Raw genomic sequence first — 26190 nt, forward strand, 5'->3', positions numbered from 1 at the left:
CCATGAGCCTTCCTGAACGCATTGGCGGTATCCGCTCCTCACGGAGCATACGATGTTCTCGAAATGCGCTCGTCACCCCGCACATGGCATGAAAACGTAGTGGTATGCCAACAAAAAATATAGAATATGACTGTAGATCTGGAGATATGCAAGCCCATACGCATCCATCCGTGGCATGTTGAGGCAGTTACGTTTAATGGCAAAGATCGCTTGGCTGTTGCCGTGTCGTAAGGCTGAAACGTGCGGGTATTGTCGCGTGCTTGCGCTATCTGCCTGGGCACATGCAGCGCCCTCACCGCGATCGGATTGATACGGTGAGGGCATGAATGCCGCGTCACGACCGTCCCAGATTCATGGATGGTCCGGGGTGTGCCGCCCGTTCATACCTGGCGATGCGCAGCCTGGGGCGACATATGACCTGATCTGCCGGCTACCAGCAGCGGACATTCCGAAGAATCGGCCACCTCGGCGCGCTGCTTTACCGACCATACGGCCAGCCATCCTATGGGCGCGATTCGTGAGATGCCAGGCAGGACGCATCCTCCTTCATTTGCACAGCCTCGAACAGCTCATGGAGCCAGTCCGCGACCGCTTGGACATAGGGCGGACGCATGATCGTGTGATGATCACCAGGAACCACCTGTGTATCGACATCCACGGCCAATGCGCGCCAGGCGTCGGCGAGATTCCGCGTCGGCACGGCCCGAAGCCGATCGGCGGCCTGAAGCAGCGCAATTGATAGTGGCAGCGGCACCGGGGTGTAGCGTACGAGCGCAAGGAGGTTCGACTGGAATACCGCTGCCAATCGGCGAAGCGCGTCGAGATCAGCCGCCGGCGGGACTACGGCTTGCCGCCGCGCCTGGACGAACACATATTCCAGTTGTTGCTCAGGCGTGAGATCCCGTATGTCGTCCGGTACAATCGATAGCTCTTGACCGTATAGCTGACCAAGGTCGTGAGCGAATTGGGCCACCAGCGCGGCAGCATCAGGCGCTCCGGCATTCGCGTCAAGTATAGCGCTATCAATCAGCGCCAACAGTGCAACCTGCTGCCCTTGTTGGTGGAGGAGTCGTGCCATCTCGAAGGCAATCACACCGCCAAGCGACCAGCCCCCGAGGAGGTAGGGGCCTTCAGGCTGAAGTAACCGGATCTCCTCAACATAGCTCCTCGCCATCGCTCGGATGTCATCGTGGATCGGTTGACCGACTTCAAGGCCGCGCGCCTGGATACCATAGATCGGACGGTCCGCTCCCAGGCGACGCGCTAGCTCGCCATAGGGCAGGACGGTTCCACCCACAGGATGCACACAGAAGAAGGGTCGTCGCTGTCCTGCCGGTTGAAGCGGAACCAGGGATGACTGGCGTTGCGCTGATGGATCGTGACGGAGCGCTGCTACCAGCCGCTCCACCGTGGGAGCCTGAAACAGCGTCATCAGCGAGAGGCGACAGCCGAACTCCTGCTGAATCGTTGCCAGCAAGCGCATGCTGAGCAGCGAATGGCCGCCAAGCTCAAAAAAATTATCAATCACGCTGATCGGACCTGTATTAAGCAGATCCTCCCACAGCCGCACCATCCGCCATTCCTCGATCGTTCGCGGCCCGATGAATGGGGTGGTGCCTGCTTGTTGCCGCGCGTCGAACAGGGAGAGTGCCTTGCGATCAACCTTGCCATTCGGGGTGAGTGGTAGCGCTTCGAGCATCACGATCATCGCCGGCAGCATGTATGCTGGTAGCGACTGTCCCAGCGCCTCCAGGAGATCGTGACGGGTCACGGCCTGCGTCGGCTGAGCAACGACATAGGCGACCAGTTGGGTGTCCTGCGTCCCATCCGCACGGACCATGACAACCGCCGCTTGAACACCTGGATGGCGCAGCAGAGCCGCTTCGATCTCGCCCGTCTCGATGCGGTAGCCCCGGATCTTGACTTGATGATCGATCCGACCCAGAATCTCGACGGTGCCATCAGCGCGCCAGCGGCCCAGGTCGCCGGTGCGCACCATGATCTGCCCATCTTCAAACGGACACGGTACGAACCGCTCCGCCGTCAATTCGGGACGGAACACGTAGCCGCGCGACACGCTCTCGCCCGTGATGCAGACCTCGCCCGCGATGCCCACCGGCTGCGGCTGCTGGTGCTGGTCCAGAATGTAGATCCGATTGTTGTGGAGCGGTCTGCCGACCGTGATCGGTTGATCCACATCGGCGGCACGAATGACCCCCAGGAGGTTGATGTCGCTGATCTCGGTCAGGCCGTAGATGTTGACGACCTGGACCTGCGGCCCAAGCTGGCCGAAGACGGATTGCAGGAGCCGCTGCTCGATCTTCTCGCCGCCGATCAGCAAGTAGCGCAGCGCGTTCGGTGGCTGCTGCGGCGCGACCTCGTTCAGTACCGCCTGCATGTAGGAGGGCACCGCGTCCAGCAAATGGATCTGGTGGTCGTCGAGGTAGCGCAGCAGCGCGCGGCTGTCGAACTTGACCGGATCGGGGATGATGTGCAGCGTGCGGCCAAAGACCAGCGTCGGGAAGATCTGGTTGACCGAGATGTCGAAGCTGATCGAGGTGATCAGGCCGGTCGTTTGGACGGCGGGATCGCCGAAGTAGGCGCGCAGGCCATAGACCAGATTGACCAGCCCGCGCTGTGTGACCATCACGCCCTTTGGTCGTCCGGTCGAGCCTGACGTGAAGATGATATAGGCCAGGTGCTCCGGCAGCACCGTGCGCGGCGGATTGGTCACGGGCTCCTGGGCTAAGCGCGCCCAATCGGCATCCAGGCGGAAGACCTGGGCCGTGTGTTCGGGTAAGCGCTCGACCAGCGCCGCCTGGGTCAGGAGCACCGGCGCGCGACTGTGCGCGAGCATGTACTGGATGCGCTCTTGAGGATAGGCCGGGTCGAGGGGCACATACGCGCCGCCTGCCTTGAGGATCGCCAGCATGCCGACGATCATCTCCAGACTCCGCTCGACACACAGCGCGACGAGCACATCCGGCCCGACGCCCTGCGCCCGCAGATAGTGCGCGAGCTGATTCGCTTGTGTGTTCAGCTCGGCGTACGTCAGACGCGCTCCTTCAAAGACGATCGCGGAAGCATTGGGCGTGCGCGCGGCCTGGGCCTCAAAGAGCTGATGCACGGCGGCATCACGGGGATAGTCGGCTGCGGAGCGATTCCAATCGAAGAGGATCTGCCGGTGCTCAACCCCGGTCAGCAGCGGCAGCTCAGCGATCCGGCGGTCGGGATCGGCGACGATGGCTTCCAGCAGGATCTCCCAATGCCCGGCCATGCGCGCGATCGTTTCCGTTGCGAACACATCGGTATTGTATCCCCATCCGCCCTGCAAGCCCTGCGGCGTTTCGACAAGCGACAACGAAAGGTCGAACTTCGCGCTTCCGCCCTCGATCTCCAGAAAGCTCCACTCCAGGCCGGGAAATGGCGTGCTGGGCAGCGGCGCGCTCTGGAGCATAAACATGATCTGAAAGAGCGGGTGGCGGTTCAGATCACGGTCCCGCGCGATGCTCTCGACGAGCTGCTCAAAGGGCACATCCTGGTGCGCGTAGGCCTCGGACGTGACCGTGCGGACGTGCTGAAGCGCTGCGCGGAACGTAGGGTTGCCCGACAAGTTGGTACGGATCACCAGGCTGTTGACGAAAAAGCCGATCAACCCTTCAAGCTCGGCCCGGTTGCGTCCTGCAATCGGCGTACCGACCACGATATCGACCTGCCCGGTATAGCGCATCAGCAGCGTGTGGAAGGCGGCGAGCAGCGTCATAAAGAGCGTCACGCCCTCGCGCCGACTCAGCGCTGCCAGCTCCTGGCTCAGCGCTGCGGGCAAGCCGATCGCATGGTGCCTGCCGTTGGTGGTCTGGATCGCTGGCCGGGGGTAATCTATCGGTAGGTCGAGGACGGGCAGCCCCGCGAGCTGCCGCTCCCAGTAGGCTATCTGTGCCGCCAGCTCGCTGCCCTGGAGCCACTGGCGCTGCCACACGGCATAATCGGCATACTGGATCGGCAAGGGGGGGAGCACATGCGCCGCGCGCTCGTCGCTCAGGTAGGCGGCGTAGAGGGTTGTTACCTCCTGGATCAGGATTCGCTCGGACCACCCATCAGAGACAATATGGTGCATGTTCATCGCGAGGATATGGTCGTCCTCAGCCATCTGGAGCAGCAGCAGGCGCAGGAGTGGCCCACATGCCAGATCGAAGGGCGAGCGCGCCTCCTGGGTCGCCCGCTGGATTGCTGCCGCCTCACGCTCACGCATCGGCAGGTTGCGCAGATCGATCCTCGTGATCGATGTGGGCTGTGGCGGGACGATCACCTGCATGGGCGTACCTTCAACAACGGCAAAGACGGTACGGAGCGACTCGTGACGCTGCATGATCGTATCGAAGCTGCGTTGCAGGGCCATCAGATCGAGGGAGCCGATCAGACGAAACGTGACGAAAATATTATAGGCCGTGCTGCCTGGCTGAAGCTGATCGATAAACCACAGCCGCTGCTGGGCAAACGAGCAGGGAAACCTATCGCTGCCGGTTCTCGGCTGGGGTAGAATCGGTGTCAACGTTGCACCACCTGAGCTGGATCGAGGTGCAGCGTAGCCGAGGTGCTCGGCAACCTGCCAGGTGAGATCGCCCAGAAACTCCTCGGCATAGGAGTCCCGCCAGCGCTCGCTCGTTGACGCATCGATCTGCTGGTGTTCGTGGAACTTAACATCGCCGAGCATGCGGCTTGCAGCGTGGGGTCCGTCCGTCATGCGCTGCTGGGTGTCAGCGTAGGGCTGGAGCATCGCGGGGTCGAAATCCAGGCCGAGGAATGTGCAGATCTGCTCCATGCTCCGCACCGGCTGGCTGACCATCTCCTCGAAATGCACGGTGTGCCGCCGCTCCGCCGGGATCTGTTGGAAGAAGTCTAGAATGTTCTGGTGGCTGATCAGCCAGATCAGCTCTGCTAGCTCACGGGTCGTAAAGGCGTGCGGACGGCGGAAAAAGATCTGGTCAAGCTTCGCCTCCTCAAACGAGTGAATCATGCCGTACGGATGGCGGATCAGATGGATGTAGCGCGCATGGGTAAAGTCCTCCTCGGCGCGCTGGAGGATCGCGCGGTCCAGGGCATAGGATGGCGTTTTGTCGACCAGCATCCGATCGCCGAGCCAGGTTTGCAGCAGGCGATAGAACGCCTGCACGCTGAGATCCTGGGCCTCGTACTGCGCCATCAACTGCTCAGCAGCGGGAGCGTCACACACGTTAAGCGCCATGATCGCGCGAATCGTGCCTTCCAACCAGAAGCGATCCCGGTCGGTAAACGCTGCTTTCCGCTCCGCCAGCGTATTAAACGACAGCAGCTCCAGCTCCGGCGGCGCGAAGAGTCGGGGATGCCCGGCCAGCATCACGCGCAGCAGCGTCGAGCCGGAGCGCGGCGGCGATAGGATAAACACCGCCGGAGGATTCTTGGCGACGGAGCCGGCTGGGCGCGGCGGCAACGGGGTGATCAACTGCCGAAGCCTGGCAACCTCGGCTTGACCGATCGGCCTGGCACGCGGCGGCGTGTCCGAATCCACGGCAGGTTCCTCCCGCCGATCACTGCCAGAGAGGCGCGTCACGCTTTGCGGATACCGGCTGGAAAGATACACGGCCAGCTCGGCAACGGTGGGTGCGTCGAAGATCGCGACGACGTAGACGATTTCCTGGAGGGCAGCTTGGATCTGGTTGATCAGGAGGGCGGCCTGAATCGAGTTTCCGCCCAGGGCGAAAAAGTTATCATGCACGCCGATCGTCGCAACGCCCAGCAGATCTTGCCAGAGCCGCACCAGAACATGCTCCAACGGGGAGCGCGGCGCGGTGTAGTCCTCCTCCAGCGCTGGTCGCGCCTGATCCGGGCTCGGGAGCGCGTTGCGGTCAAGCTTGCCATTCACCGTGAGCGGCAGCTTGTCAAGAGCCACAAAAGCCGTCGGGATCATATAATCCGGCAGGCGTGTTCCCAGGAAACGTCGCAAGTCGTCGATGGTGGGCTGGGATTCCAGGGTGGGAACGACGTATGCGACCAGCTGCCGATGCATGGGCCCACGATCTTCACGCGCGATCACAACGACGTCACGCACGCCCGGATGCTGCGCCAGCACGGCCTCAATCTCGCCAAGCTCGATGCGGAAGCCGCGAATCTTGACCTGCTGATCGATGCGACCGAGATACTCAAGCTCACCATTCGCCTGGTAGCGCGCCAGGTCGCCCGACTTATACAAGCGCTGGCCTGCGGTTGTGCTCAAAGGGTGCGGGACGAACCGTTCTGCGGTCAAGGCCGGACGATGGAGGTAGCCGCGAGCAAGCCCTGCTCCCCCAACGTAGATCTCGCCGGGCACGCCCACCGGCACGGGCTGGAGATAGTGGTCCAGGAGATACACCTCCAGATCCGGGATCGCGCCGCCGATCACGCTGGCCGTCCGCTGGAGATCCGCTGTCGTCAGCGGACGATACGTGACATGGACAGTCGTCTCCGTAATGCCATACATATTGACCAGCTTCGGTCGCAGGTCGCCATGCCGAGCAAACCAGGGCTGTACGCTGTGTAGCTCAAGCGCCTCGCCGCCGAAGATGACGAAGCGCAGGGAGAGCTCCGAGTCGATGGCGTCGGCGTCCACCTGGATCAGCTGGCGAAACGCCGAGGGTGTCTGGTTAAGGACCGTGACACCTTCCTCAATCAGCAGTGCGTAAAGGGCTGCGGGCGATCGGCTCAGGAGATAGGGGACGATGACTAATGTGCCGCCATAGAGCAGCGCGCCCCAGATCTCCCAGACCGAAAAGTCGAAGGCGGCAGAGTGGAACAGCGTCCACACATCGCGCGCATCGAACGCAAACCAGGGCTGTGTCGCGGCAAACAGCCGGAGGACGTTCGCGTGCGTGACCATCACCCCTTTTGGCGTGCCTGTGGACCCTGAGGTGTAGATGACATAGGCAGGATGGTCCGGCAGCACGAGGCAATCAGGGGTTGTTGTGCTGTAGGCTGCGATGATCTCCGCATCATGATCGAGGCGCACGACCGGCACCGGGAGATCGGGCAGGCGTGTAGAGAACGCTGCCTGCGTTACCAGTACCGCTACGCGGGCATCATGCAGGATGAAAGCGAGGCGTTCTGGCGGCAGCGCCGGGTCAAGTGGAACATATGCGCCGCCCGCTTTCAGAATACCGAGCAGGCCAACGATCAGGTCAGGCGACCGCTCGACAAACAAGCCAACACACACCTCTGGTCCGACACGGAGAGTCTGGAGATGGCGGGCGAGCTGATTGCTCCGGTCGTTCAACGCAGCATAGCTCAGCGTCACCCCGTTGTCTGTCACCGCTACGGCATGCGGCGCTCTGGAAGCCTGGCGTTCAAAAGCATGATGGAGGCAGTGCGTGATCGCGTAGGTGTCTGGCGCGCGCCAATGGTCCAGCATCGCCTGATACTCGGCGGCGCTCAGCAAGGGCAGGCTGTAGATCGGCGCGTCGGGAGTGCTGCTGATGGCGGCGAGCAGCACGTGAAGGTGCTCAGCCATCCGGGTAATCGTCCGCTCTTCAAAGAGATCGGTGCGGTATTTGAGGATGCCTTCCAGACCGGTCATGGTTTCAACCATCGTGAGGTTGAGATCGAACTTCACCTGCTCAATCTCGATTGGCTGCAACTCCAGCTTCAGATCCGGCAATGCCGGGAGCGCGCCCGGAGCCGGCTGGTAGGCGAACATGACCTGGAACAAGGGGTGGCGGCTGAGATCCCGCACAGGCTGCAACGCTTCCACCAGCGTATCGAAGGGTACGTCCTGGTGAGCATACGCCGCCAGACACACCTCGCGGACACGATGGAGCGCCTCGCGAAAGGTGGGATTCCCACGGAGATCGGTACGCAGGACGAGCGTGTTCACAAAGAAGCCGATCAATTTCTGGGATTCGGCCTGCGTCCGATTGGCGATCGGCGTTCCAATCACAATATCGCTCTGCGCCGTATAGCGTGCGAGCAGAACTTGCCAGGCGGCCAGGAGCGTCATAAAGATGGTACAGCCCGCCGCCTGGCTCAAGCGGCGAAGCGCTGTCGCGCATGCGTCGGACACCGCAAAATGATACTCCCTCCCCTCAAAGCCGCCGCTCGCGGGACGCGGACGATCAGGTATGAGCTGGAGCACGGGCAGATCGTGGAGCTGCTGCCGCCAGTAGCCCATCTGCTGCTCCAATCCCGCTTCCTGAAGCCAGCGGTGTTGCCAACGCGCGTAGTCTGCGTATTGCAGTGGAAGCTCCGGCAGGGGCGCGGCGCGGTTCGTGGCACCTGGCTGACTGAAATGGGCGTAGAGCGTGGTCAGCTCGGCCATGAACACCTGCTGTGACCAGGCATCGAAGATAATGTGGTGAATCATCAGGATGATCACATGCTCGGTCGGATTCAGGCGGAGCAGCGTCGCGCGCACCAGAGGGCCGCGCGCGAGGTCAAATGGCTGCTGGAGCTCTCGATGCACGCGGTCCTGGACCGCAGCACTCTGCGCCGCCGTGGGTACGTCGGAAAGATCGATCTGCGCGAGCGGCAGCTGGGCCGCTTCAGAGCCAGCGGGGGCAATCACCTGGGCAGGCTGCCCGTCCACGACGGTGAACGTTGTCCGTACGATCTCGTGGCGTCGCGCGATCTCATCAAGGCTCTGCTGAAGGGCGGCACCATGAAGCGTGCCCGTGAGACGCACGACCATCGGTACGGTATAGAGTGTGCTGTTCGGATGGAGTTGATCCAGAAACCAGAGTCGCTGCTGCGCGAACGAGAGCGGGATCGGCCCGCTCTTCCGACCTGTGTCCCGCGCCATCTTGAGAAACGCAGCGACCTCAGCCTTGTGTTCAGCGAGCACCGCGCGGAGCTCAGGCGTGAGGACGCCGGACGGCGCACGAAATCGCAGGCGATCGTCCTCCACCCAGAGCTCGATGTTTAATTGGCGGAGGTGGGTCAGCAGTTCGATGACGGTCATAGCTCACCTGCTTCATACAGATCGGCATCGTCGCTCGGCTCGGTGGGCGTCTGCATGGAGTCGGCCCAGCGGGTCGCTTCGGCATACGCGGCGAGACTTAGGAGCGAGGCACCGGCACCAGAATCCGGGGCCGTCAATGCTGGCGACACGTCTGAATCAGCAGCGTGAGCGGCCTGAAGATACGCGCCAAGGTCGGCGACGGTCGGCGACTCGAACAGGATACGCACGGGGATCTCGATGCCCACCTGCGCCCGGATGCGAGCGATAAGCTGTACCGCGAGCAGCGAATGACCACCGAGCGCGAAGAAATTGTCGTACACGCCAACGTGCTCCAGCCGAAGCAGCTCCATCATGAGGTGCGCAAGCATGTCCTCGATCGGCGTCCGAGGAGCGACAAACATGTGATCGGGAGCGGGGTGACTCTGCATCGGTGGGGGGAGGGCACGGCGATCGAGCTTGCCGTTGGCCGTGAGCGGCAGCGCGTCGAGCACCACAAAGGCGCTCGGCACCATATAGTCCGGCAGGCGCTCCTTCAGAAACGTCCGCAGCTCGGAAGCATGAACCCGCGCATGCGTCGTATCGTCCTGCGCTCGGTCGCGTGCTGGATCCCCTGCCCGGAGGCCGTCCAGCAGCGCCCCCGGTTCGCTGTGCTCGACCACATACGCGACCAGCCGTTTGTCGTCCGGCTGGTCCTCGCGCATCACCACCGCCACGTCAGCCAACGCCGGGTGCTGCCCCAGGACCGCCTCGATCTCGCCCAGCTCGATCCGAAAGCCGCGCAGCTTCACCTGCTGGTCAAGGCGGCCCAGGAACTCGATCGCGCCATCGGCCTGGTACCGCGCGCTGTCACCCGTGCGGTACAGCCGTGCGCCGACATCGCCACTGAACGGATCTGGAACAAACGTGTCGGCGGTCAGGGCCGGCTGATTGAGATAGCCATGCGCCAGGCCAGCACCGCCAATGTACAGCTCACCGGGAACGCCGATGGGCACCGGCCTGGCGTGGCGATCCAGAACATAGAGCTGGGTGTTCGCCAGGGCATAGCCGATCGGGATCGACCGTGCGCCCTGCGACACCCTGGTGATCTCGTACCATGCCGCAAAGGTGGTGCTTTCCGTGGGACCGTAGCCGTTCAAGAGGCGACGCGGCCCGCCCGCCGCCAGCACGGTCGCTATCGAGCGCGCATCGAGCGCATCGCCGCCGACGAGCACAGCGCGCATCGTGGCGAACGCATCGGGTACGCTATGCGCCATGTGATTGAAGAGCGCCGACGTCAGAAACATCGTGTCGATGCGATACGTGCGGATATAGGCGGCAAAGGTTGTCGGTGCGAGCACCACCTCACGGGACACGCCCACGATCCGCCCCCCGTTGAGGAGTGGTCCCCACAGCTCCATCGTGGCCGCGTCGAACGAAACGTTGGAAACCATGCCGATCCGGTCGTCGGTCGTGAACTGGACATAGTTCGTGTTGCAGACCAGGCGCGTAATCGCCCGGTGCGGCACCATCACCCCTTTGGGCCTGCCGGTCGAGCCTGACGTATAGAGCACATAGGCCAGGTCCTCGCTCATGGCCTGGTGCGCCGGATCGTTGGTGCGTTGGGCGTTCACGCGGTCTGCGGCGGTGTCGAGGCAGACGATCTCGGCTCTGTGTGGCGGTAAGCTGACGGCCAGCGCGGCCTCCGTGATCACGACCGGTGTGGCGGTATCTTCGAGCATAAACTGGAGGCGCTCGGCGGGATACGTGGGATCGAGCGGCACATACGCGCCGCCCGCCTTGAGGATCGCCAGCACGCTCACGACAAACGCCAGTGAGCGCTCCAGGCAGACTCCGACCAGCGTGCCTCTGCCAACGCCAAGGGCCTGCAAATAATGGGCAAGCTGATTGGCGCGCATGTTGAGCTCGACATAACGACACTGCTCGTCCGGAAAAACAACCGCAGGCGCCGAGGGCGTGCGGGCGGCTTGAGCGGCGACCAGATCATGGACACAGCGATCGTGAGGATAGTCCGTGCGGGTCGCATTCCAGAGCACCATCTGCTGCCATTCGGCAGCAGGCACCAGCGGCAGGTCGGCCAGGCGCGTCTCTGGATGCGCAACAATGCCGTTGAGCAGCGTGTGGTAGTGGTCGAGCAGCCGCGCCATGGTGTCGTGATCGAACAGGTCGCTGTTATACTCGAGGGTGCCCGTCAGACCGTCCGCCCCCTCGGTCATCACCAACATCAGGTCGAACTTCGCCGTGCCGCTGTCAACCGCGATCGGCTCGAACGCCATGCCAGGTAGCTTCAGGGCTTCCGATGGAGCATTTTGCAGCACCAGCATCACCTGAAACAGCGGGCTGCGGCTTGGGTCGCGTGCAGGCTGCAAGACCTCGACCAGTCGCTCAAAGGGCAGATCCTGGTGGGCGAACGCGCCCAGCGCCGTCTGGCGCACCCGGCCGAGCAGGTCCCTGAATGGCGGGTTGCCGGACAGCTTGGTCCGGAGCACCAGCGTGTTCACAAACACTCCGATCAGCCCTTCGAGGTCCTTGCGGGTGCGGTTGGCGATCGGGGTTCCAACCAGGATGTCGGCCTGACCGCTGTAGCGGAACAGCAGCGTCTGGAACGCCGCCAGCAGCGTCATAAAGAGCGTCACGCCCTCGTGTCGGCTCAGCGCATAAAGCGCCTGACTCAGCGCCAGCGGGACGCGAAACGGCAGCGTCGCGCCGCGAACGGTCTGGATCGGCGGACGTGGCCGGTCGGTCAGCAGATCCAGCGCCGCCGGCGCGTCCGCGAGCTGCTCTTGCCAATACGCCACCTGCTGCTCCAGCACGGTGCCCTGGAGCCACTGGCGCTGCCACACGGCAAAATCAACGTACTGGATCGGTAGATCGGCCAGGGGTGCGGGTCGGTCTTCAACATAGGCCATATAGAGCAGCGCCAGCTCGCGGATTAAGATCCCACTCGACCAGCCATCGGAGATGATGTGATGCAGGGTGAAGAGCACCACATGGTCGCCCTCGTCAAGTTGCAGCAGCGTGACCCGCAGCAGTGGGCTGAGCGCAAGGTCAAACGGCGTTTGCGCCTCTGCCTGTGCCCGTTCCCGCGCCGCTGCCTCGCGCTCGTCCACCGGCAGGCCGCGCAGATCGACAAACGCGATGACCACCGGCGTCGGTGGCGCAATCACCTGCACAGGCCGTCCATCGGTGTCTGGGAAGGTAGTCCGCAGGACTTCGTGGCGCTCGACCAGCGTGTCGAAGCTGCGCTGGAGCGCCACGCGGTCGAGTTGGCCGGTGAGGCGCACGGCGGACGGGATGTTATAGAGCGGGCTGCTTGGCGTGAGCTGATGCAGGAACCACAGCCGCTCCTGACTGAACGAGAGCGGCAGGAACCCCGCTCGGTCAACCGGGCGCAGCGGCGGCGCGGCATCCTGGATGGTCGTGCCCAGGCGCATGTTCGTGATCAGCGCGGCCATGCCTGCCATCGTGGGAGCGGCGAACACATCGCGCAGCGGCAGATCGACCTGGAGCGCGTCGCGCACCCGCGAGACAAGCTGCGTTGCCAGTAGGGAGTGACCGCCCAGGTCGAAGAAGTTGTCGTGGACGCCGACACGCTCCCGGCGTAACACGCTGGCCCAGATGCTCGCCAGCAGGTCTTCAACGGGCGTGCGCGGCGCGACATAGGTTGCATCCGGCTCCAGACCGGCGCGCTCAGGCGTCGGCAGCGCCTTGTGGTCAACTTTGCCGTTCGGCGTGAGCGGCAGCGCGTCGAGCACCACAAACGCGCTCGGCACCATATAGTCGGGGAGCTGCTGCTTGACGTAGGCGCGGAGTTCCGAAGCACCGAGCACGAGCTGAGAATCATCCGGGCTGGCCCCGTGGGTCTTGGCGCTCCCCAGGGAACCCGGTTCCTGGTGCTGCTGCCCCACAAGATACGCCACCAGCCGCGCATCGCCGGGCGTGTCTTCGCGGACGACGACTAGCGCCTGCTGCACGCCGGGGTGCTGGCGCAGGACCGCTTCGATCTCACCAGGCTCGATCCGCATGCCGCGAATCTTGACCTGGTTGTCGGCGCGTCCCAGGAACGCGATGTTGCCGTCAGGCAGGTAGCGCGCCAGATCGCCGGTTTTGTACAGCCGCGATCCCGGCTGATCACTCAGCGGATCGGGCAGGAACCGCTCGGCGGTCAGATCGGGGCGGCCAAGGTAGCCCCGCGCCAGCCCCACGCCGCCCAGATAGACCTCGCCCGCCACGCCGATCGGCACGGGCTGAAGCTGCCCGTCGAGCAGATACGCCTGCATGTTGCTGATCGGACGACCGATCGAGGCCGTGGGCGAGTCCGGCGACCAGCGCCAGGCGGTCGCGTTGATCGCCGCCTCGGTCGGGCCGTAGAAGTGCAGCAGATTGACCGGCAGCCGGGCGCGAATCCGCGTCGGCAGATCGGCCGCCGACGCCTCACCGCCGTAGTACACACTGCGCAGGCTGCGGCAGGATGCCAGCTTCGGATCGGGCAGCACCAGATTGAGCACCGACGGCACCAGATGCGCCACCGTCACGCGCTCCTGTACCAGCAGCGCGATCAGCCGGTCGCTGTCCCGGTTGGCGTCCGGCGGTGCCAGCACCACTGTCGCGCCGTACAGCAGCGGCCCGATCAGCTCCCAGAAGGCGATGTCGAAGCTCATCGACGCGACCTGTAGCACCCGATCGTCTGTGGCTAGCGGATCGGCCTGCTGGCTCCACGCGATGCGGTTGCCGATCGCGCGGTGGCTGACCGCCACGCCCTTGGGCTGGCCCGTCGAGCCGGAGGTGTAGATCACATACGCCAGGTTGTCGGGCGTCGCGCCGCTGTGGGGCTCGTCGGCGCTGAACTGCGCAATCGTCGACCGGTCGCGGTCGAGACAGACCACGCGGATCTGTGCTGTGGGCAGCGTATCGGTCAGCGTCTCCTGGGTCAGCAGCACCCCGATCGCGGAGTCGTGGAGCATGTAGCGCAGGCGGGCCTGGGGATAGGCCGGATCGAGCGGCACATACGCGCCGCCCGCTTTGAGAATGCCCAGCACACCTACGGCGAGATCCAGTGAACGATCGAGGCACAGCCCGACGCGCGTCTCCGGTCCCACGGCCATCGAACGCAGATAGTTGGCAAGCCGGTTGGCGCGGTCGTTCACTTCCGCGTAGCTCAGCGATCGATCCCCAAAGCTTAGCGCCGTTGCATCGGGCGTTCGCGCCGCCTGCCGCGCAAATTGCGTATGGATGTACGGCTCCAGATCGACGGCAACCGCCGTCCGGTTCCAATCGCGCTGCTGCTGCCGCTCGGCCTCGGTGAGCAGCGGCAAGCAGGAGATCCGTTGGTCGAGGTCCACCACCATGCCTGCAAGGAGCGTTTGGTAGTGACCCAACAGTCGCTCGATCGTGGTCGCCTCGAAGAGATCCGTCTTGTACTCCGCCACCACCCGCAGCCCATCCGGCAGTTCCGTCAGCGACAGCGTGAGGTCGAACTTCGCAGTTCCGTTATCGACGCGCACCACCTCGATCTCCAGATCGCGCTGTCCTTGCTCCGGGACCGGCGCGCTTTGCAAGATGAACATCACCTGGAACAGCGGCGTGTGGCTGGGATCGCGCGGCGGGCGCAGCTCCTCGACCAACTGCTCAAACGGCACGCTCTGGTGCGCGTAAGCTTCCAGCAGCATCTCGCGCGTGCGGTGCAGGAACGCGCGCATGGTGGGGCGGCCCGACAGATCGCTCCGCAGCGGCAGCGTGTTGAGGAAGAACCCCATCAGGCCTTCGGTGTCGACGACATCGCGGTTGGCGATGACCGAGCCGGTGATAATGTCCTCGTGACCGGTGTAGCGGTAGAGCAAGATTTGAAAGGCTGCAAACAGGGTCATAAACAGCGTGGTGCCTTCGGCCTGGCTCACGGCAAGCAGTTGCTGCTGGAGCGCCGCCGGGAGGTGATGGGTGCTCAACGCTCCCTGGTGGGTCAATAGCCGGGGACGTGGATAGTCACCTGGCAGCTCCAGCACGGGCAGACTCCCACGAAGCTGGCGCTTCCAGTAGGCGAGCTGCTCCTGCAACAGCGCGCCTTGCAGCCACGCGCGCTGCCAGATCGCGAAGTCGCCGTACTGGATGGGCAATTCGGGAAGCGGCGAGGGCTGATTGTTCACAACGCCGTTATACAGCACGGTCAGCTCGCGCAAAAACAGCCCCACCGACCAGGCATCGAAGACCGCGTGATGGATATTGAGCAGAAACACATGCTCCTGATCGGTCAGACACACAAGGTCAGCGCGCAACAGCGGGCCAGTCGTGACGTCGAAGCGGTATTGGCCGTGTTCCAGAGTCAGGCGCTCGACTTCCGCCGCCTGGCAGGCGCGTGGCAGGTGGCGCAGGTCGGTCACGGGGAGCGGAATATGCAGCGACGGAGCCACGATCTGCTGCGGCAGACCGTTGACCGACCGAAAGGTCGTGCGCAGCGACTCGTGGCGCTGCACGATCGCGTTCACGCTGTGCTGGAGCGCATTGCTGGAGAGCGGACCCTTCAGGCGCACCGCAAAGGGAATATTCGACGCCGGGTTGCCAGGGTCCCACTGATCGAGAAACCACATGCGCTCCTGGGCAAGCGAAAGCGGGATCGGGGCGGTAGGATCGCGGCGAGGAATCACCCGTTCGCTCGTGGTATCAACGCCCTCTTCTTCAAGCAGGTACGTGAATAACTCAAGGTCCTCGGCGGAAAGGCCGGTGGTGGATGTCAGGCCGTCGCTGTGCATATCGAATCCCTCATTTGGCTTGCTGCTGCTGGAGCTCATGGTGTCGCCCGCGCGACAGGCTCCCAATGCGCTTGAGCGCGACCACAATCCGGTCTACGGGGCGCGGCGGTCGCGCGTGGTCCCGCTGTGGCTGGTGCGGTTCCGGTCGTCATTCAGGTGGCTGATCCTGGCTGCGTTCACGCCGCTTCTGATCGAGCAGGTGACGCTGCTCCTCCGCCGACGTGCCACGAAGGCGCTGGAGGACGCGGGCGCTCGTCTCGGTCTGGCCCGGTCGCGCTGCGTGGGCGCTGATCACCTGGGCTGAAATTGATCCAGCAGCCACAGCCGTTGCTGGTCGAACGAGAGCGGTGCCGGTCCGGCTGTCGTTCGCAGCGGGATCGTGCGGCGATCGACAGGCGGTGGTTCAGCAGCCGCTGCGCTCGCCGCTTGCGCCGCCTGCCTGTGCGCGAGCAATTCCGGAAGCGTGCGCTGCTCCGGCGATAGCGTCGCGCGTTGTGCCTGCATATCGCTCATTCTGTGGTCGCGGTAGCCGGGGTCCCATGCTGGGGAAAGGCTGTACGGGTAGTCGTCGCTGACGACCTTGTTGTTCGCGGTGCCGATGCAGCCCTGCGGCGGGTTAGCGGTCGGGGGCAGTTCCTCGTAGGGGATGCAGCCCTGCCACGCGTACTCATTCGTCCACCTTGGCAGCGGCACCAGGCCGCTGTGCTGCGGTGCGCGAATCGGCACCTGGCTGGTCATCTGGTAGGTAATGGTGCCTACCACATCGGCATACCCAACATGCTGAACGGGCGTGCACCAGGCGCGCAGCGCCTCGCGGAATTGTGCCCAATGTTGGTCCCGGGTACAAGGCCGGTGTTGGCACCAGCACGAGTGTGAGACGCGTAGTTTGAGGTGTTTCGTCGTCGATACGATGGATCTCATGCCATGAGCGTACATCCGGCGAGTCGCGCCGCGCGTCCTGTCTCGTGCGTGTGGTAAGGCAGCCCGTTGAGAGCCTGTTCTGGGGGGTGGCGAGGTTGAATAAGTCGTCTTTGATCAAATTGGGTCCGCCAGCATGTTGGCGATCCGTGTATGCAAGTATACGATAGCGTTCGTGGCTTTGTCAATGCCTCTGCCGCTGCGACCAGGGTTCCGACAACGTCCATCGGATACAACCCTTTCCAGGTTCTGTACGACAATTCGCTGGTGGGGAGCAGCACTCGCCCCTGGATCGACCAAGAGACGCAGATCCCGCAGGACGCCCATGCCTCCCACGTCCCGACTATCCACGACGAGATCACCGAGCTTGCGCATGGTTTGGTGCACGACGAGCCGTGCATGCGCTGCTTCGAGGCCACCTGCACCGCCGGGCAGATGATCGAAGAACTTGAAGCCTACGTGATCTTCGCCGATCGCGATCTCAGTGCGGCGTTAAATAGCTGACGGCTCGGAGCGAGCCGTCAGGCGCTAACCTTGCCAGAGGGCGAGGTTGCTTGAGCAGACCGTCGTTCACTGGAGGATTTCTACATACCCTTCTGTTCCATGCACGCGAATTCGTTGCCCATCTTTTATCAGCTTGGTAGCATCTTCTACTCCGACAACTGCTGGTAAGCCATATTCACGTGCGATAACTGCTCCATGGGTCATCAGTCCACCAACTTCGGTCACTAGGCCTTTTATGGATACAAACAATGGTGTCCAGCTCGGGTCAGTAAAGGAGGTGACTAATATATCTCCATCTTCTAGATCAGCATCTTCCATGGTTAAGATGACACGTGCGCGTCCCTCTATAACTCCCGAAGAAACAGGTAGACCTATAATAGCTTCGGCTGGGAGATTTTCTCGTTTGTACGCACCTGTAATGATTTCACCATCAGACGTGATAACACGTGGTGGAGTTAGTTTTTTATATACTTTGTACTCGTCTTTTCGTTGGCTGATGATCTGGTAATCCAGCTCCTTGGTGCGTACGGCTTCACGAAATTCCTCAAAAGTAAGATAGTAGATGTCTTCTTTCTCATGAAGAACGCCAGCGTGTACGAGTTGTTCGGCTTCTTTCAGTAAAGCCTGCTTATAAACGAAGTAGCGACTAACCATGCCGTATTTTGGATATTCACGATAACCGATGAAATTCCGGATCAGGTCGATCATTCGTTTTGTCTCTTTGGCTTTTTCTTTACCATCCAGTAATTGCTTCAATCGATCCAATAGCTCCTGTTCTTTGTTTAAAGCTTCCTGTCGCCCTTGCTCAAATTTCCGCTTTCCGGCACCAGGCTCAAAGTTTTTGATGTTACTGAGAATCAGGGGGACCAGCGTCCTTGGTTTTTCGCTCCAACGGGTTTTCGTAATATCGATTTCACCGACGCATCGCATTCCATATTTGTTGAGATAAGCCTGGATAGCGTCCCGGGCTTCCTGTCCACCATGCAACTTCACCAGCTCCTCCAAAAAGCTATCATCTTTTACATGTTGTAAATACTCAATGACTTCCGCATAAGGACGAATCGCGTCTGCGACATCCAACAGCGCCAGGCCCATCTCCGAAGTAATATTGTTGGGCACCGATTGAGAAAGCGTGTCTGCTGCGCTTTTTTCACCCAACCACTCGTTCATTTTTTCATTGATCCATGACGAAGCATCCATCGCAGCCATAATCACACCAAAACTTTGTGGGTCAAATAAAATCCTCTTTAATTCCTGGAGATCTTCCAGAATAAAATCAAAGAGATCCGGTCCTGATTTGGTTTGAATGTTTCGTTTTAACGCTTCTATCGATGTTTGACTATGCTTAATCAAATCAGAAGGGATCGCCGGATCGTTTTCGACTTGTGTTCGGAAACCCGTAGGCGAAATAACTTTATTGCTTTTACCGGGACTGGGTTCTGTGTTATCATCCGGTACCGATTTGATAAAATCTTCCCGCTCTACGATAGTCACGAGCGCGTCTTTTATGAGCGGATCGGATTGTCCCAGGGTATTTACTACCGTTTGTCTGTTGTCAGGTGAAGCCAGCATCGGTGTAATATCAACAAACAACCTTCCACCGGCTGTACGCATGGGTGCCCTCGTCGTTAGCAGCCAAAAAGACAATCCTAATGGTTTCATGGGGTCGGTCATCATCTGTTGATGACCGACAGATAGATACACGTGATTTTCTTGATCGTTCGCTTCAGGGATCGGGTATAACGTAGTGATTGGCCGACTCTGGACAATATAAAATGTATCATCAACCAGACACCATTCAATGTCCTGCGGTCGGCCGAAATGGTTTTCGATTGTTCTGCCTATGCGCTCAAGCTGCAACATCTGCTCATCCGTCAGCACTTGCCTGTTCTGCCGCTCAGGCTCAAGCTCCTGTTCTTTCGTACCGTAGTCTTTTAAGGCATAAATAGCCAGCTTCTTGGTGGCTATCTTCTTATCGATAACCTTGCCGTTACGCACTTTATAGATATCAGCATTCACCAGGCCGGAAACCAGGGCCTCACCAAGGCCGAAGCTGGCATCAATGGATACCACTTTCCTGTTAGAAGTGACGGGATCGGCAGTAAACAAAATTCCTGCCGCCTGCGGGAAGACCATCTTCTGAACAACCACAGACAGGTAGACTGTACGGTGGTCGAAGCCGTTTTGAAGGCGGTACATGACTGCCCGCTCGGTAAATAGCGATGCCCAGCACTTGCTGATATGCTTGAGGATTGCCTCCGTTCCGATAATGTTCAAATACGTATCCTGCTGGCCGGCAAAGGAGGCCGTCGGTAAATCTTCTGCGGTTGCGCTGGATCGTACTGCGTAGGCATTTTTTTCTCCAAGCCTGGAGAGGTGGTGGGTGATCGCTTCATGAATATCTTGAGGGATCGCAATCCCTTCGATGACCCTGCGAATCTCACCGCTTAGCTCAGCGATTTTATCCCGGTCTTCCACCGTTAGAAGCGATAGCTGATCAAGTAATTCGTTAATCGACGACGTTTCCCCAATGATTCTTTTGAAGGCTTCAGTAGAAATACAAAAGCCATCCGGTACGTAGATTCCTTCAATCCTGGAAAGTTCCCCCAGGTTCGCGCCTTTACCCCCAACAACCATGAGCTTTGTCTTGTCAATATCCTGAAAACCAAGCACATAGGAACTCATACAGTTACCTCCTTCGGTACTTCCTTCTTTGATAATTGTGATGACATCCTTCGGGCTAAAACGATGTACCGGTGTGTTGTACTAGGTAGTCGCGCGCACGATCGCCATCGCCCACGATCACCACCCGGCAGCCCATGCCAGGCCGGAGCGCCGTGACGCGCGCTGACGTGTGCCGAGCGCCAACCGAGCGCACGGAGCGAACGACATCGGTGGGGCCGCACGCAGACGCACCGCAGCAGGTGCATGATGCGGATTGTACAGGCGTGGACGAGCAAAAGAAATCGGGTGTTGACCTGTTTTATTTCATAGACATCTATGCTATAGTGAAGATAGTGAGGGCAGACAAGATGGGCAACCAAAGCGGCTCGCGCGCCCTTGAGCGATTACTTGTCAAAAGCACCTTGCCGGTCAAGACCTTCACATGCGCCACCGCGTTGCTCGACTCGATCGCGGCAAGACGCTCGCCGCCGTCGCCGCGTGGCGAGATCGCCTGCGATACCTGCTACACGCGCTTGGATGCGGACGATCCGCTCGCTGACCCACTGCCCGATCTGCCGGTTGGTGGCCTGCCCGCTCGGACCCTGGGCGACGCGCAGATCATCGTGCGCAAAACGGCGCAGTATCTCACCGACTCATCCGCTGGACCCTGGCGGACGCAGGCACTCCTGCTGGCGGATAATGACCGCGGGCCGGACGGAACCCTCGATCCGGCAGGCAGCTTTGTGGCGATCTCGCCCGTCTGGCACCAGAAATACGCGCAGAGCAGGCCGACCGTCCGCAGGTCCATGTCGGCCGGGGCGACGCGCGCACGGCGGGTTCAGATCCGTAGGCAGGTCCTATCCAACGCGGCGACACGTGAACCAGCAGCGCGCACCACTCGGCGTGCGCGCTGCGTGGTGCGCTGGCGAAGGTGCGTCAGGCTTTCAAGACCATCGTACTTCCCTCCGCGATCCATCGCAGCCTATGCGTCGCCTAACGTCTGGGCTTCGTCAAGGCTGGCTCGTACCTGGTTCGCCAGCGTTGTCACATGCGGCTGTCGAAGGATGGTGTAATGATCGCCAGGAAGAACCTGTACCTGGACCCCATCAGCGGCGAGCGCGTCCCACCCAAGTGTTTCGCCCGCAGCATCTAACGGTCGGTCGCCTGCGCGGAAGAGCGTCACGCGACCAGGATATGGACGGGGCCGGTAGCTCTGCATTGCCTCCAGGCTTGCCGTAAACACATCAAAATAGGCACTGATGTTGTGTTCGTCGATGTCCGATAGGAGCATGCCCGCGGATCGTGCCTGTTCCAGCACATAGTGGAGGCGCTGCTCTGGCGCAACGGCGGCAACCGCCTCGGCGGACAGGGCCAGATCGGTGCCGAAGGTGCGGCTGAGATCGCCGACAAACCACTGCAGCAGGGTTGTCTGATCAACGGAAGGCGGCGCTTCGAGGGTTGGCGCTTGGCTGTCGAGGAGGGCCAGTAATCCTACCTGGTGGCCCTGCGCGGTCAGGTGGCAGGCCATCTCATAGGCGACCAGCCCGCCAAACGACCAGCCGCCGAGCAGGTAGGGGCCTTCTGGCTGCGCCGCGCGAAGCGCCGCGAGACACGCCGCTGCCATGTCCTCAACCCGCGTATGCGGTGGTTGTTCGTCCGCAAGGCCAGCAGCCTGAACGCCGTAGACGGGCTGATCCGGCCCAAGCAGCCGGGCGAGTTCCAGGTAGCTAAGGACACTTCCGGCAGCTGGATGAGCACAGAAGAACGGCAGCTTGGTGCCGTTGGGCTGCAGGGGGATGAGCGGCGTGTCAAGCGGCGTCGTACGTTGTTGACGTAATGTGCGCGCCAGGTGTTCGACGGTTGGCTCCTGGAACAGGGTTGCGAGTGGGATCTTCTGCCCAAGCTGGACCTGAATCTGGGCCATCAGCCGCACGACGAGCAGCGAGTGTCCGCCTAGCTCGAAGAAGTTATCGCAGATGCCCACGGGTTGCACGCCCAGCAACGCTTCCCAGATGCGGGCAAGCCGTACTTCCAGGGTATCGCGCGGCGCAACAAACGTGCCGGGTGTGTCACTGGAGCGTGTACCTGGCACGGGCAGTGCTGTGCGATCGAGCTTGCCGTTGGGTGTCCTCGGCAGCGCATCGAGGAACACGAAGGCGCTGGGCAGCATGTACGCCGGTAGCCGGGATTGAAGGAAGGTCCGGAGATCTTGAGGAGAACAGCGAACAGAAAACACAGAACAATCGTCTGCTGAATCCCTGTTCTCTGTTCGTTGTTCGTTGTTCTGAACAACGTAAGCGACTAGCCGCTCATCACGCATCAGCACAAGCGCGTCTCGCACGGCCTCATGCTGACGCAGGACGGACTCGATCTCGCCGAGTTCAACGCGAAAGCCCCGGATTTTGATCTGGTGGTCGATGCGTCCAAGAAACGCAATTCTGCCGTCGGGGAGGTAGCGGGCACGATCGCCCGTCCGGTACAGGCGGGAGCCGGGACGGGTGGAGAACGGATCGGGAATGAACCGCTCAGCGGTCAGGCCGGGCCGCTGGTGATAGCCGCGCGCCAACCCCACGCCGCCGATATGGAGCTCGCCGGGAACGCCGATTGGCACCGGCTGGAGCTGCACATCCAGCAGGTAGATCTGCGTGTTGGCGATCGGACGCCCGATGGGCAGCAGATCTCCGTCGCCCGAACCCACCTCCAGCGTCGCGCAGACCGTGGTTTCGGTCGGGCCATAGGCGTTGACGAAGCGCCGCCCCGGTCCCCAGCGGGCGGCAAGCTCCGGCCCGCACGCCTCGCCCGCGACGATCAGCGTCTGCAAGGCGGGCAGCGGTTGTTCGGGAAGTGTCATCAGCACCGAGGGCGGCAGCGTGACATGCGTGATGGCCCGCCGATCGAGAACGTCAGCCAGGTCCGCGCCCACAAGCGGCGTCGCTCGCGGTACGAGCTCAAGCTGTGCGCCCGCCGTCAGCGTCACCGCCACCTCGGCGATCGATGCGTCGAAGCTGAGCGCGGCGAACTGAAGCACCCGACTGTCAGCCATAACGGCAAACGCCTCGCGCTGCGCCCGCGCCAGATTGACCAGCCCGCGATGCGGAATTAGCACGCCTTTAGGCCGTCCCGTCGAGCCGCTGGTGTAGATTACATAGGCCAGGGTGTCAGGATCAAGATTGACGTCCAGGTTGGCCTCGGACTCGCGACTGATGTTGCTGGACTCGGCATCGAGGCAGATGATCCGTCCCTGGAGCGCAGGCAGCCGCTCAGCCAGGTCTGTCAGGGTCAGGAGTATGGCGATCCCGGCATCCTGAAGCATACACTGAATGTGGTCGTGAGGATAGGCGGGATCGAGCGGGACGTAGGCGCCGCCCGCTTTGAGGATCGCCAGCATGCCGACGATCAGCTCCAGGCTGGGTTCGACATACAACCCGACCAGCACCTCGGGACCAACGCCCTGATCCCGCAAGGAGTGGGCAAGCTGGTTCGCCCGCCTGTTCAGCTCGCCATAGGTCAGCGCCACCCGCTCACGGGTACCCGCCTCAAAGACAATCGCCGTCTTGTCGGGCGTGCGTGCGGCCTGCGCCGCGATCACGTGCTGAATCGCTGCCTCACCTGGACACTCGGCTGCCGAATGGTTCCAGTCGATCAGCATCTGCTGACGCTCGGCCCCGGTCAGCAACGGCAGGTGGGTGATCCGCATCTCTGGCTCGGCAACGACACCTTCGAGCAGCGTGACAAAATGCGCGAGAATCCGCTCGATGGTGGGCCGGTCGAACAGGTCGGTGGTATAGACAAACGTGCCGGTCAATATTTCGCCAATCGGCACGATCTCCAAGCTCACGTCGGTCTTCGCCGTTCGCGTTTCGAGATCGACCATGCCAATCTGGAACTCCGACAGGTCGAGCGCCTGTATGGGCGTGTTCTGCATCACGAACATCACCTGGAAGAGCGGATTGTGGCTTAGATCGCGCGCCGGCTGCAGCGCATCGACCAGCACCTCAAAGGGTAGATCCTGGTGATCGTAGGCGTCAAGCGTCGTCTGCCGGACACGATGGAGCAGCGCACGGAACGCGGGATTGCCGGACAGGTCGGTGCGCAGTACCAGTGTGTTGATGAAACAGCCGATCAGCGGCTCAAGCTCACGGCGGTTGCGGTTCGCAATCGGCGTGCCGATCGCAAGATCGTCCTGACCACTGTAGCGGAAGAGCAGCACCTGGAATGCGGTCAGCAGCGTCATGAAGAGCGTGACCTGTTCGCGCTGGCTCAGCGCGACAAGCGCATCGGTGAGCGGCTGCGGCAGCGTAAACGTGATGCTCTTGCCCCGGTTGGACTGCACCGACGGACGCGGATGGTCAGTGGGCAGCTCGAGCAGCGGTACAGGACCACGGCGGTGTTCGTTGCCAAGCTGCTGTTTCCAGTAGCGCAACATCCGCTCCAGCATCTCGCCCTGGAGCCAGCGCCGCTGCCACACTGCATAGTCGGCATACTGGATCGGCAACTCCGGCAGCGACGGCTCCTCGCCTCGAGTAAAGGCGCGGTAGAGCTGCCACAATTCGCCCACCAACACGCCCGTCGACCACCCATCGAAGACGGTGTGATGCGTCGTGAACAGCACCCAAACCTCGGCGTCGTCGAGCTGGATCAGCGTGATTCGCAGCAGCGGGCCGCGTCCAAGGTCGAAGGGTTGCAGCGCTTCTTCGCCAGCCAGATGCCGGGCGGTCGCTTCGCGCTCGTGGGCGGGCAGGCGGCGCAGGTCGATCGAGGACACCTTCATCGGCGCGGGTGGCGCGATGACTTGTATGGGCTGTCCCTCGACGAGCGTGAACGTGGTGCGCAGGATTTCGTGGCGGCCAATCAGTGCATTGAAGCTCCGCTCGAATACGCTGGCGTCGAGGGGTCCGGCGATCCGCAGCATGGAGGGAATGTTGTAGAGCGGGCTGTTGGGCTCCAATTGATCCAGGAACCACAGGCGCTGCTGGGCAAACGACAGCGGCAGCCTGGCGTCGCGCTTGATGCGTGGAATAGACGTGGGCGTGTCTTGGGCCGCGACGGCGGCCCCCTGGAGCAAGACCAGCACTTCGGCTTTCTGCGCTGCCAGCGCTGCGCGTAGCTCGTCGGTGAGCGCCCCTTTCGGTGCCTTAAAGCGCAGCTGATCACCCTCGGCCCAGAGCGTGATGTTCAGCGCACGGAGCCGATCCAATAGCTCGATGGTCGTCATAGCGCGCCTTCTTCCGCCGATTCGTCGTCAGCCGCTGATCCACTGGCGTCCTGCGCCAGCCAGCGCATCCTTTCGATCATGGCGGCTACGCCGGAAACGGTAGGTGCGGCAAACAGGTACCGGATTGGCAGGTCAACCTGGAACATGTCGCGTAGTCGGGCGATCACCTGGGTAGCCAGCAGCGAGTGTCCGCCAAGATCGAAGAAGTTGTCGTCGATGCCCACCTGTTCCAGCTTCAACACACTCCGCCAGATCGACGCGACCTGCTGCTCCGTGGGCGTGCGCGGCTCCGCGAAGGCGTCGTTCAGGTTAGGCCGTGTCTGATCGGGAGCGGGCAGGGCGCGGCGATTGACCTTGCCACCTGTAGTGAGTGGCAGCCGCTCAAGCGTTATAAACGCGGTGGGAATCATGTAGTCGGGGATCTTGGCAAGCAAGAAGCTGCGCAGCTCGCTGGTCGTTGGCGTGTGACCGTCGCGGGGAATGATATAGGCTACCAGCCGCTTGTCCGGGTACCCGCTTGCGGGTGAGGTGTCTTCCCGTGCCACCACCACCGCATCGCTGACCGCCGGGCATTGATGCAGCGCCGCCTCGACTTCGCCCACTTCGACCCGGAAGCCCCGAATCTTCACCTGGTAGTCCACTCGCCCGAGGAATTCGAGCGTGCCGTCGGGCAGCCAGCGCACCAGATCGCCCGTGTGGTAGATTCTCGCTCCTGGCCTCTGGCTGAACGGGTCGGGAACAAAACGCTCCGCCGTGAGCGCAGGCCGATCCAGGTAGCCCCGCGCCAAGCCCGCCCCGCCGAGGCACAGCTCGCCCGGCACGCCCACCGGCACGAGCGCGAGGTGCTGATCCAGCACGTAGGCCGTCAGATTGCGGAGCGGACGACCGATCGGCACGTCACGGAAGCCGCGCTCCAGCGCTGTGGGCGGAATGGAGAACAGCGTCGCGATGATGGTGGATTCGGTAGGACCATAGGTGTTCACGAGCTGCACGTGTTCGTCGGCATGCTGCTGCCACAGAGCTACGCGCTCGGGATTGGCGCGATCCCCACCGAACGTCACTAATCGCAACGACGTCGGCAGCACCAGCGCATCGGCATCCATCTGCGCGACAAGCTCGTGCCAGAACGTGGTAGGCAAACTCAGCAGGCTGATCCGCCAGGCGGCGCAGGTGGCGAGAAACGT

8 protein-coding genes are annotated in these 26190 nt (G+C 62.0%); 2 read left to right on the forward strand and 6 right to left on the reverse strand.

All coding sequences use genetic code 11. The features are described 5' to 3' along the window. Positions 1 to 502: 502 nt before the first annotated feature. Entirely contained in the window at positions 503 to 8962 is an 8460-nt protein-coding gene (locus tag VFZ66_25130) for an amino acid adenylation domain-containing protein (GenBank protein HEX6292494.1), read from the reverse strand. Beyond that, positions 8959 to 15705, reverse strand: coding sequence for an amino acid adenylation domain-containing protein (locus tag VFZ66_25135; GenBank protein HEX6292495.1), 6747 nt, complete (start codon positions 15703 to 15705; stop codon positions 8959 to 8961). The genes VFZ66_25130 and VFZ66_25135 overlap by 4 nt, the downstream gene beginning before the upstream one ends. Positions 15706 to 15742: 37 nt before the next feature. Between VFZ66_25135 and VFZ66_25140 the strand changes: the two genes are divergently transcribed. Further along, positions 15743 to 16009, forward strand: a complete 267-nt coding sequence (locus tag VFZ66_25140; GenBank protein HEX6292496.1) for a hypothetical protein — start codon at positions 15743 to 15745, stop codon at positions 16007 to 16009. On the opposite strand, the gene VFZ66_25145 is transcribed toward VFZ66_25140, so the two are convergent. Continuing rightward, positions 15997 to 16641 (reverse strand): penicillin acylase family protein, encoded by a 645-nt coding sequence (locus VFZ66_25145; protein HEX6292497.1) that lies wholly within the window; start codon positions 16639 to 16641, stop codon positions 15997 to 15999. The genes VFZ66_25140 and VFZ66_25145 overlap by 13 nt on opposite strands. Positions 16642 to 16776: 135 nt before the next feature. On the opposite strand from VFZ66_25145, the gene VFZ66_25150 reads away from it, so the two are divergent. Next, positions 16777 to 17127 (forward strand): hypothetical protein, encoded by a 351-nt coding sequence (locus tag VFZ66_25150; GenBank protein ID HEX6292498.1) that lies wholly within the window; start codon positions 16777 to 16779, stop codon positions 17125 to 17127. 66 nt (positions 17128 to 17193) lie between these two features. Here VFZ66_25150 and ppsA read toward each other — a convergent pair whose 3' ends face one another. The 3 genes from ppsA to VFZ66_25165 form a co-directional block, all read right to left on the reverse strand. Continuing rightward, complete coding sequence (gene ppsA, locus VFZ66_25155) at positions 17194 to 19812, reverse strand: phosphoenolpyruvate synthase (protein ID HEX6292499.1); 2619 nt, start codon at positions 19810 to 19812, stop codon at positions 17194 to 17196. A gap of 961 nt (positions 19813 to 20773) precedes the next feature. Then, entirely contained in the window at positions 20774 to 25006 is a 4233-nt protein-coding gene (locus VFZ66_25160; GenBank protein ID HEX6292500.1) for an amino acid adenylation domain-containing protein, read from the reverse strand. After that, positions 25003 to 26190 (reverse strand): non-ribosomal peptide synthetase (locus VFZ66_25165; GenBank protein ID HEX6292501.1); only part of this gene is annotated, 1188 nt, incomplete at its 5' end. The genes VFZ66_25165 and VFZ66_25160, both read right to left, overlap by 4 nt.

Source organism: Herpetosiphonaceae bacterium, from assembly GCA_036374795.1.
Lineage (GTDB): Bacteria > Chloroflexota > Chloroflexia > Chloroflexales > Kallotenuaceae > LB3-1.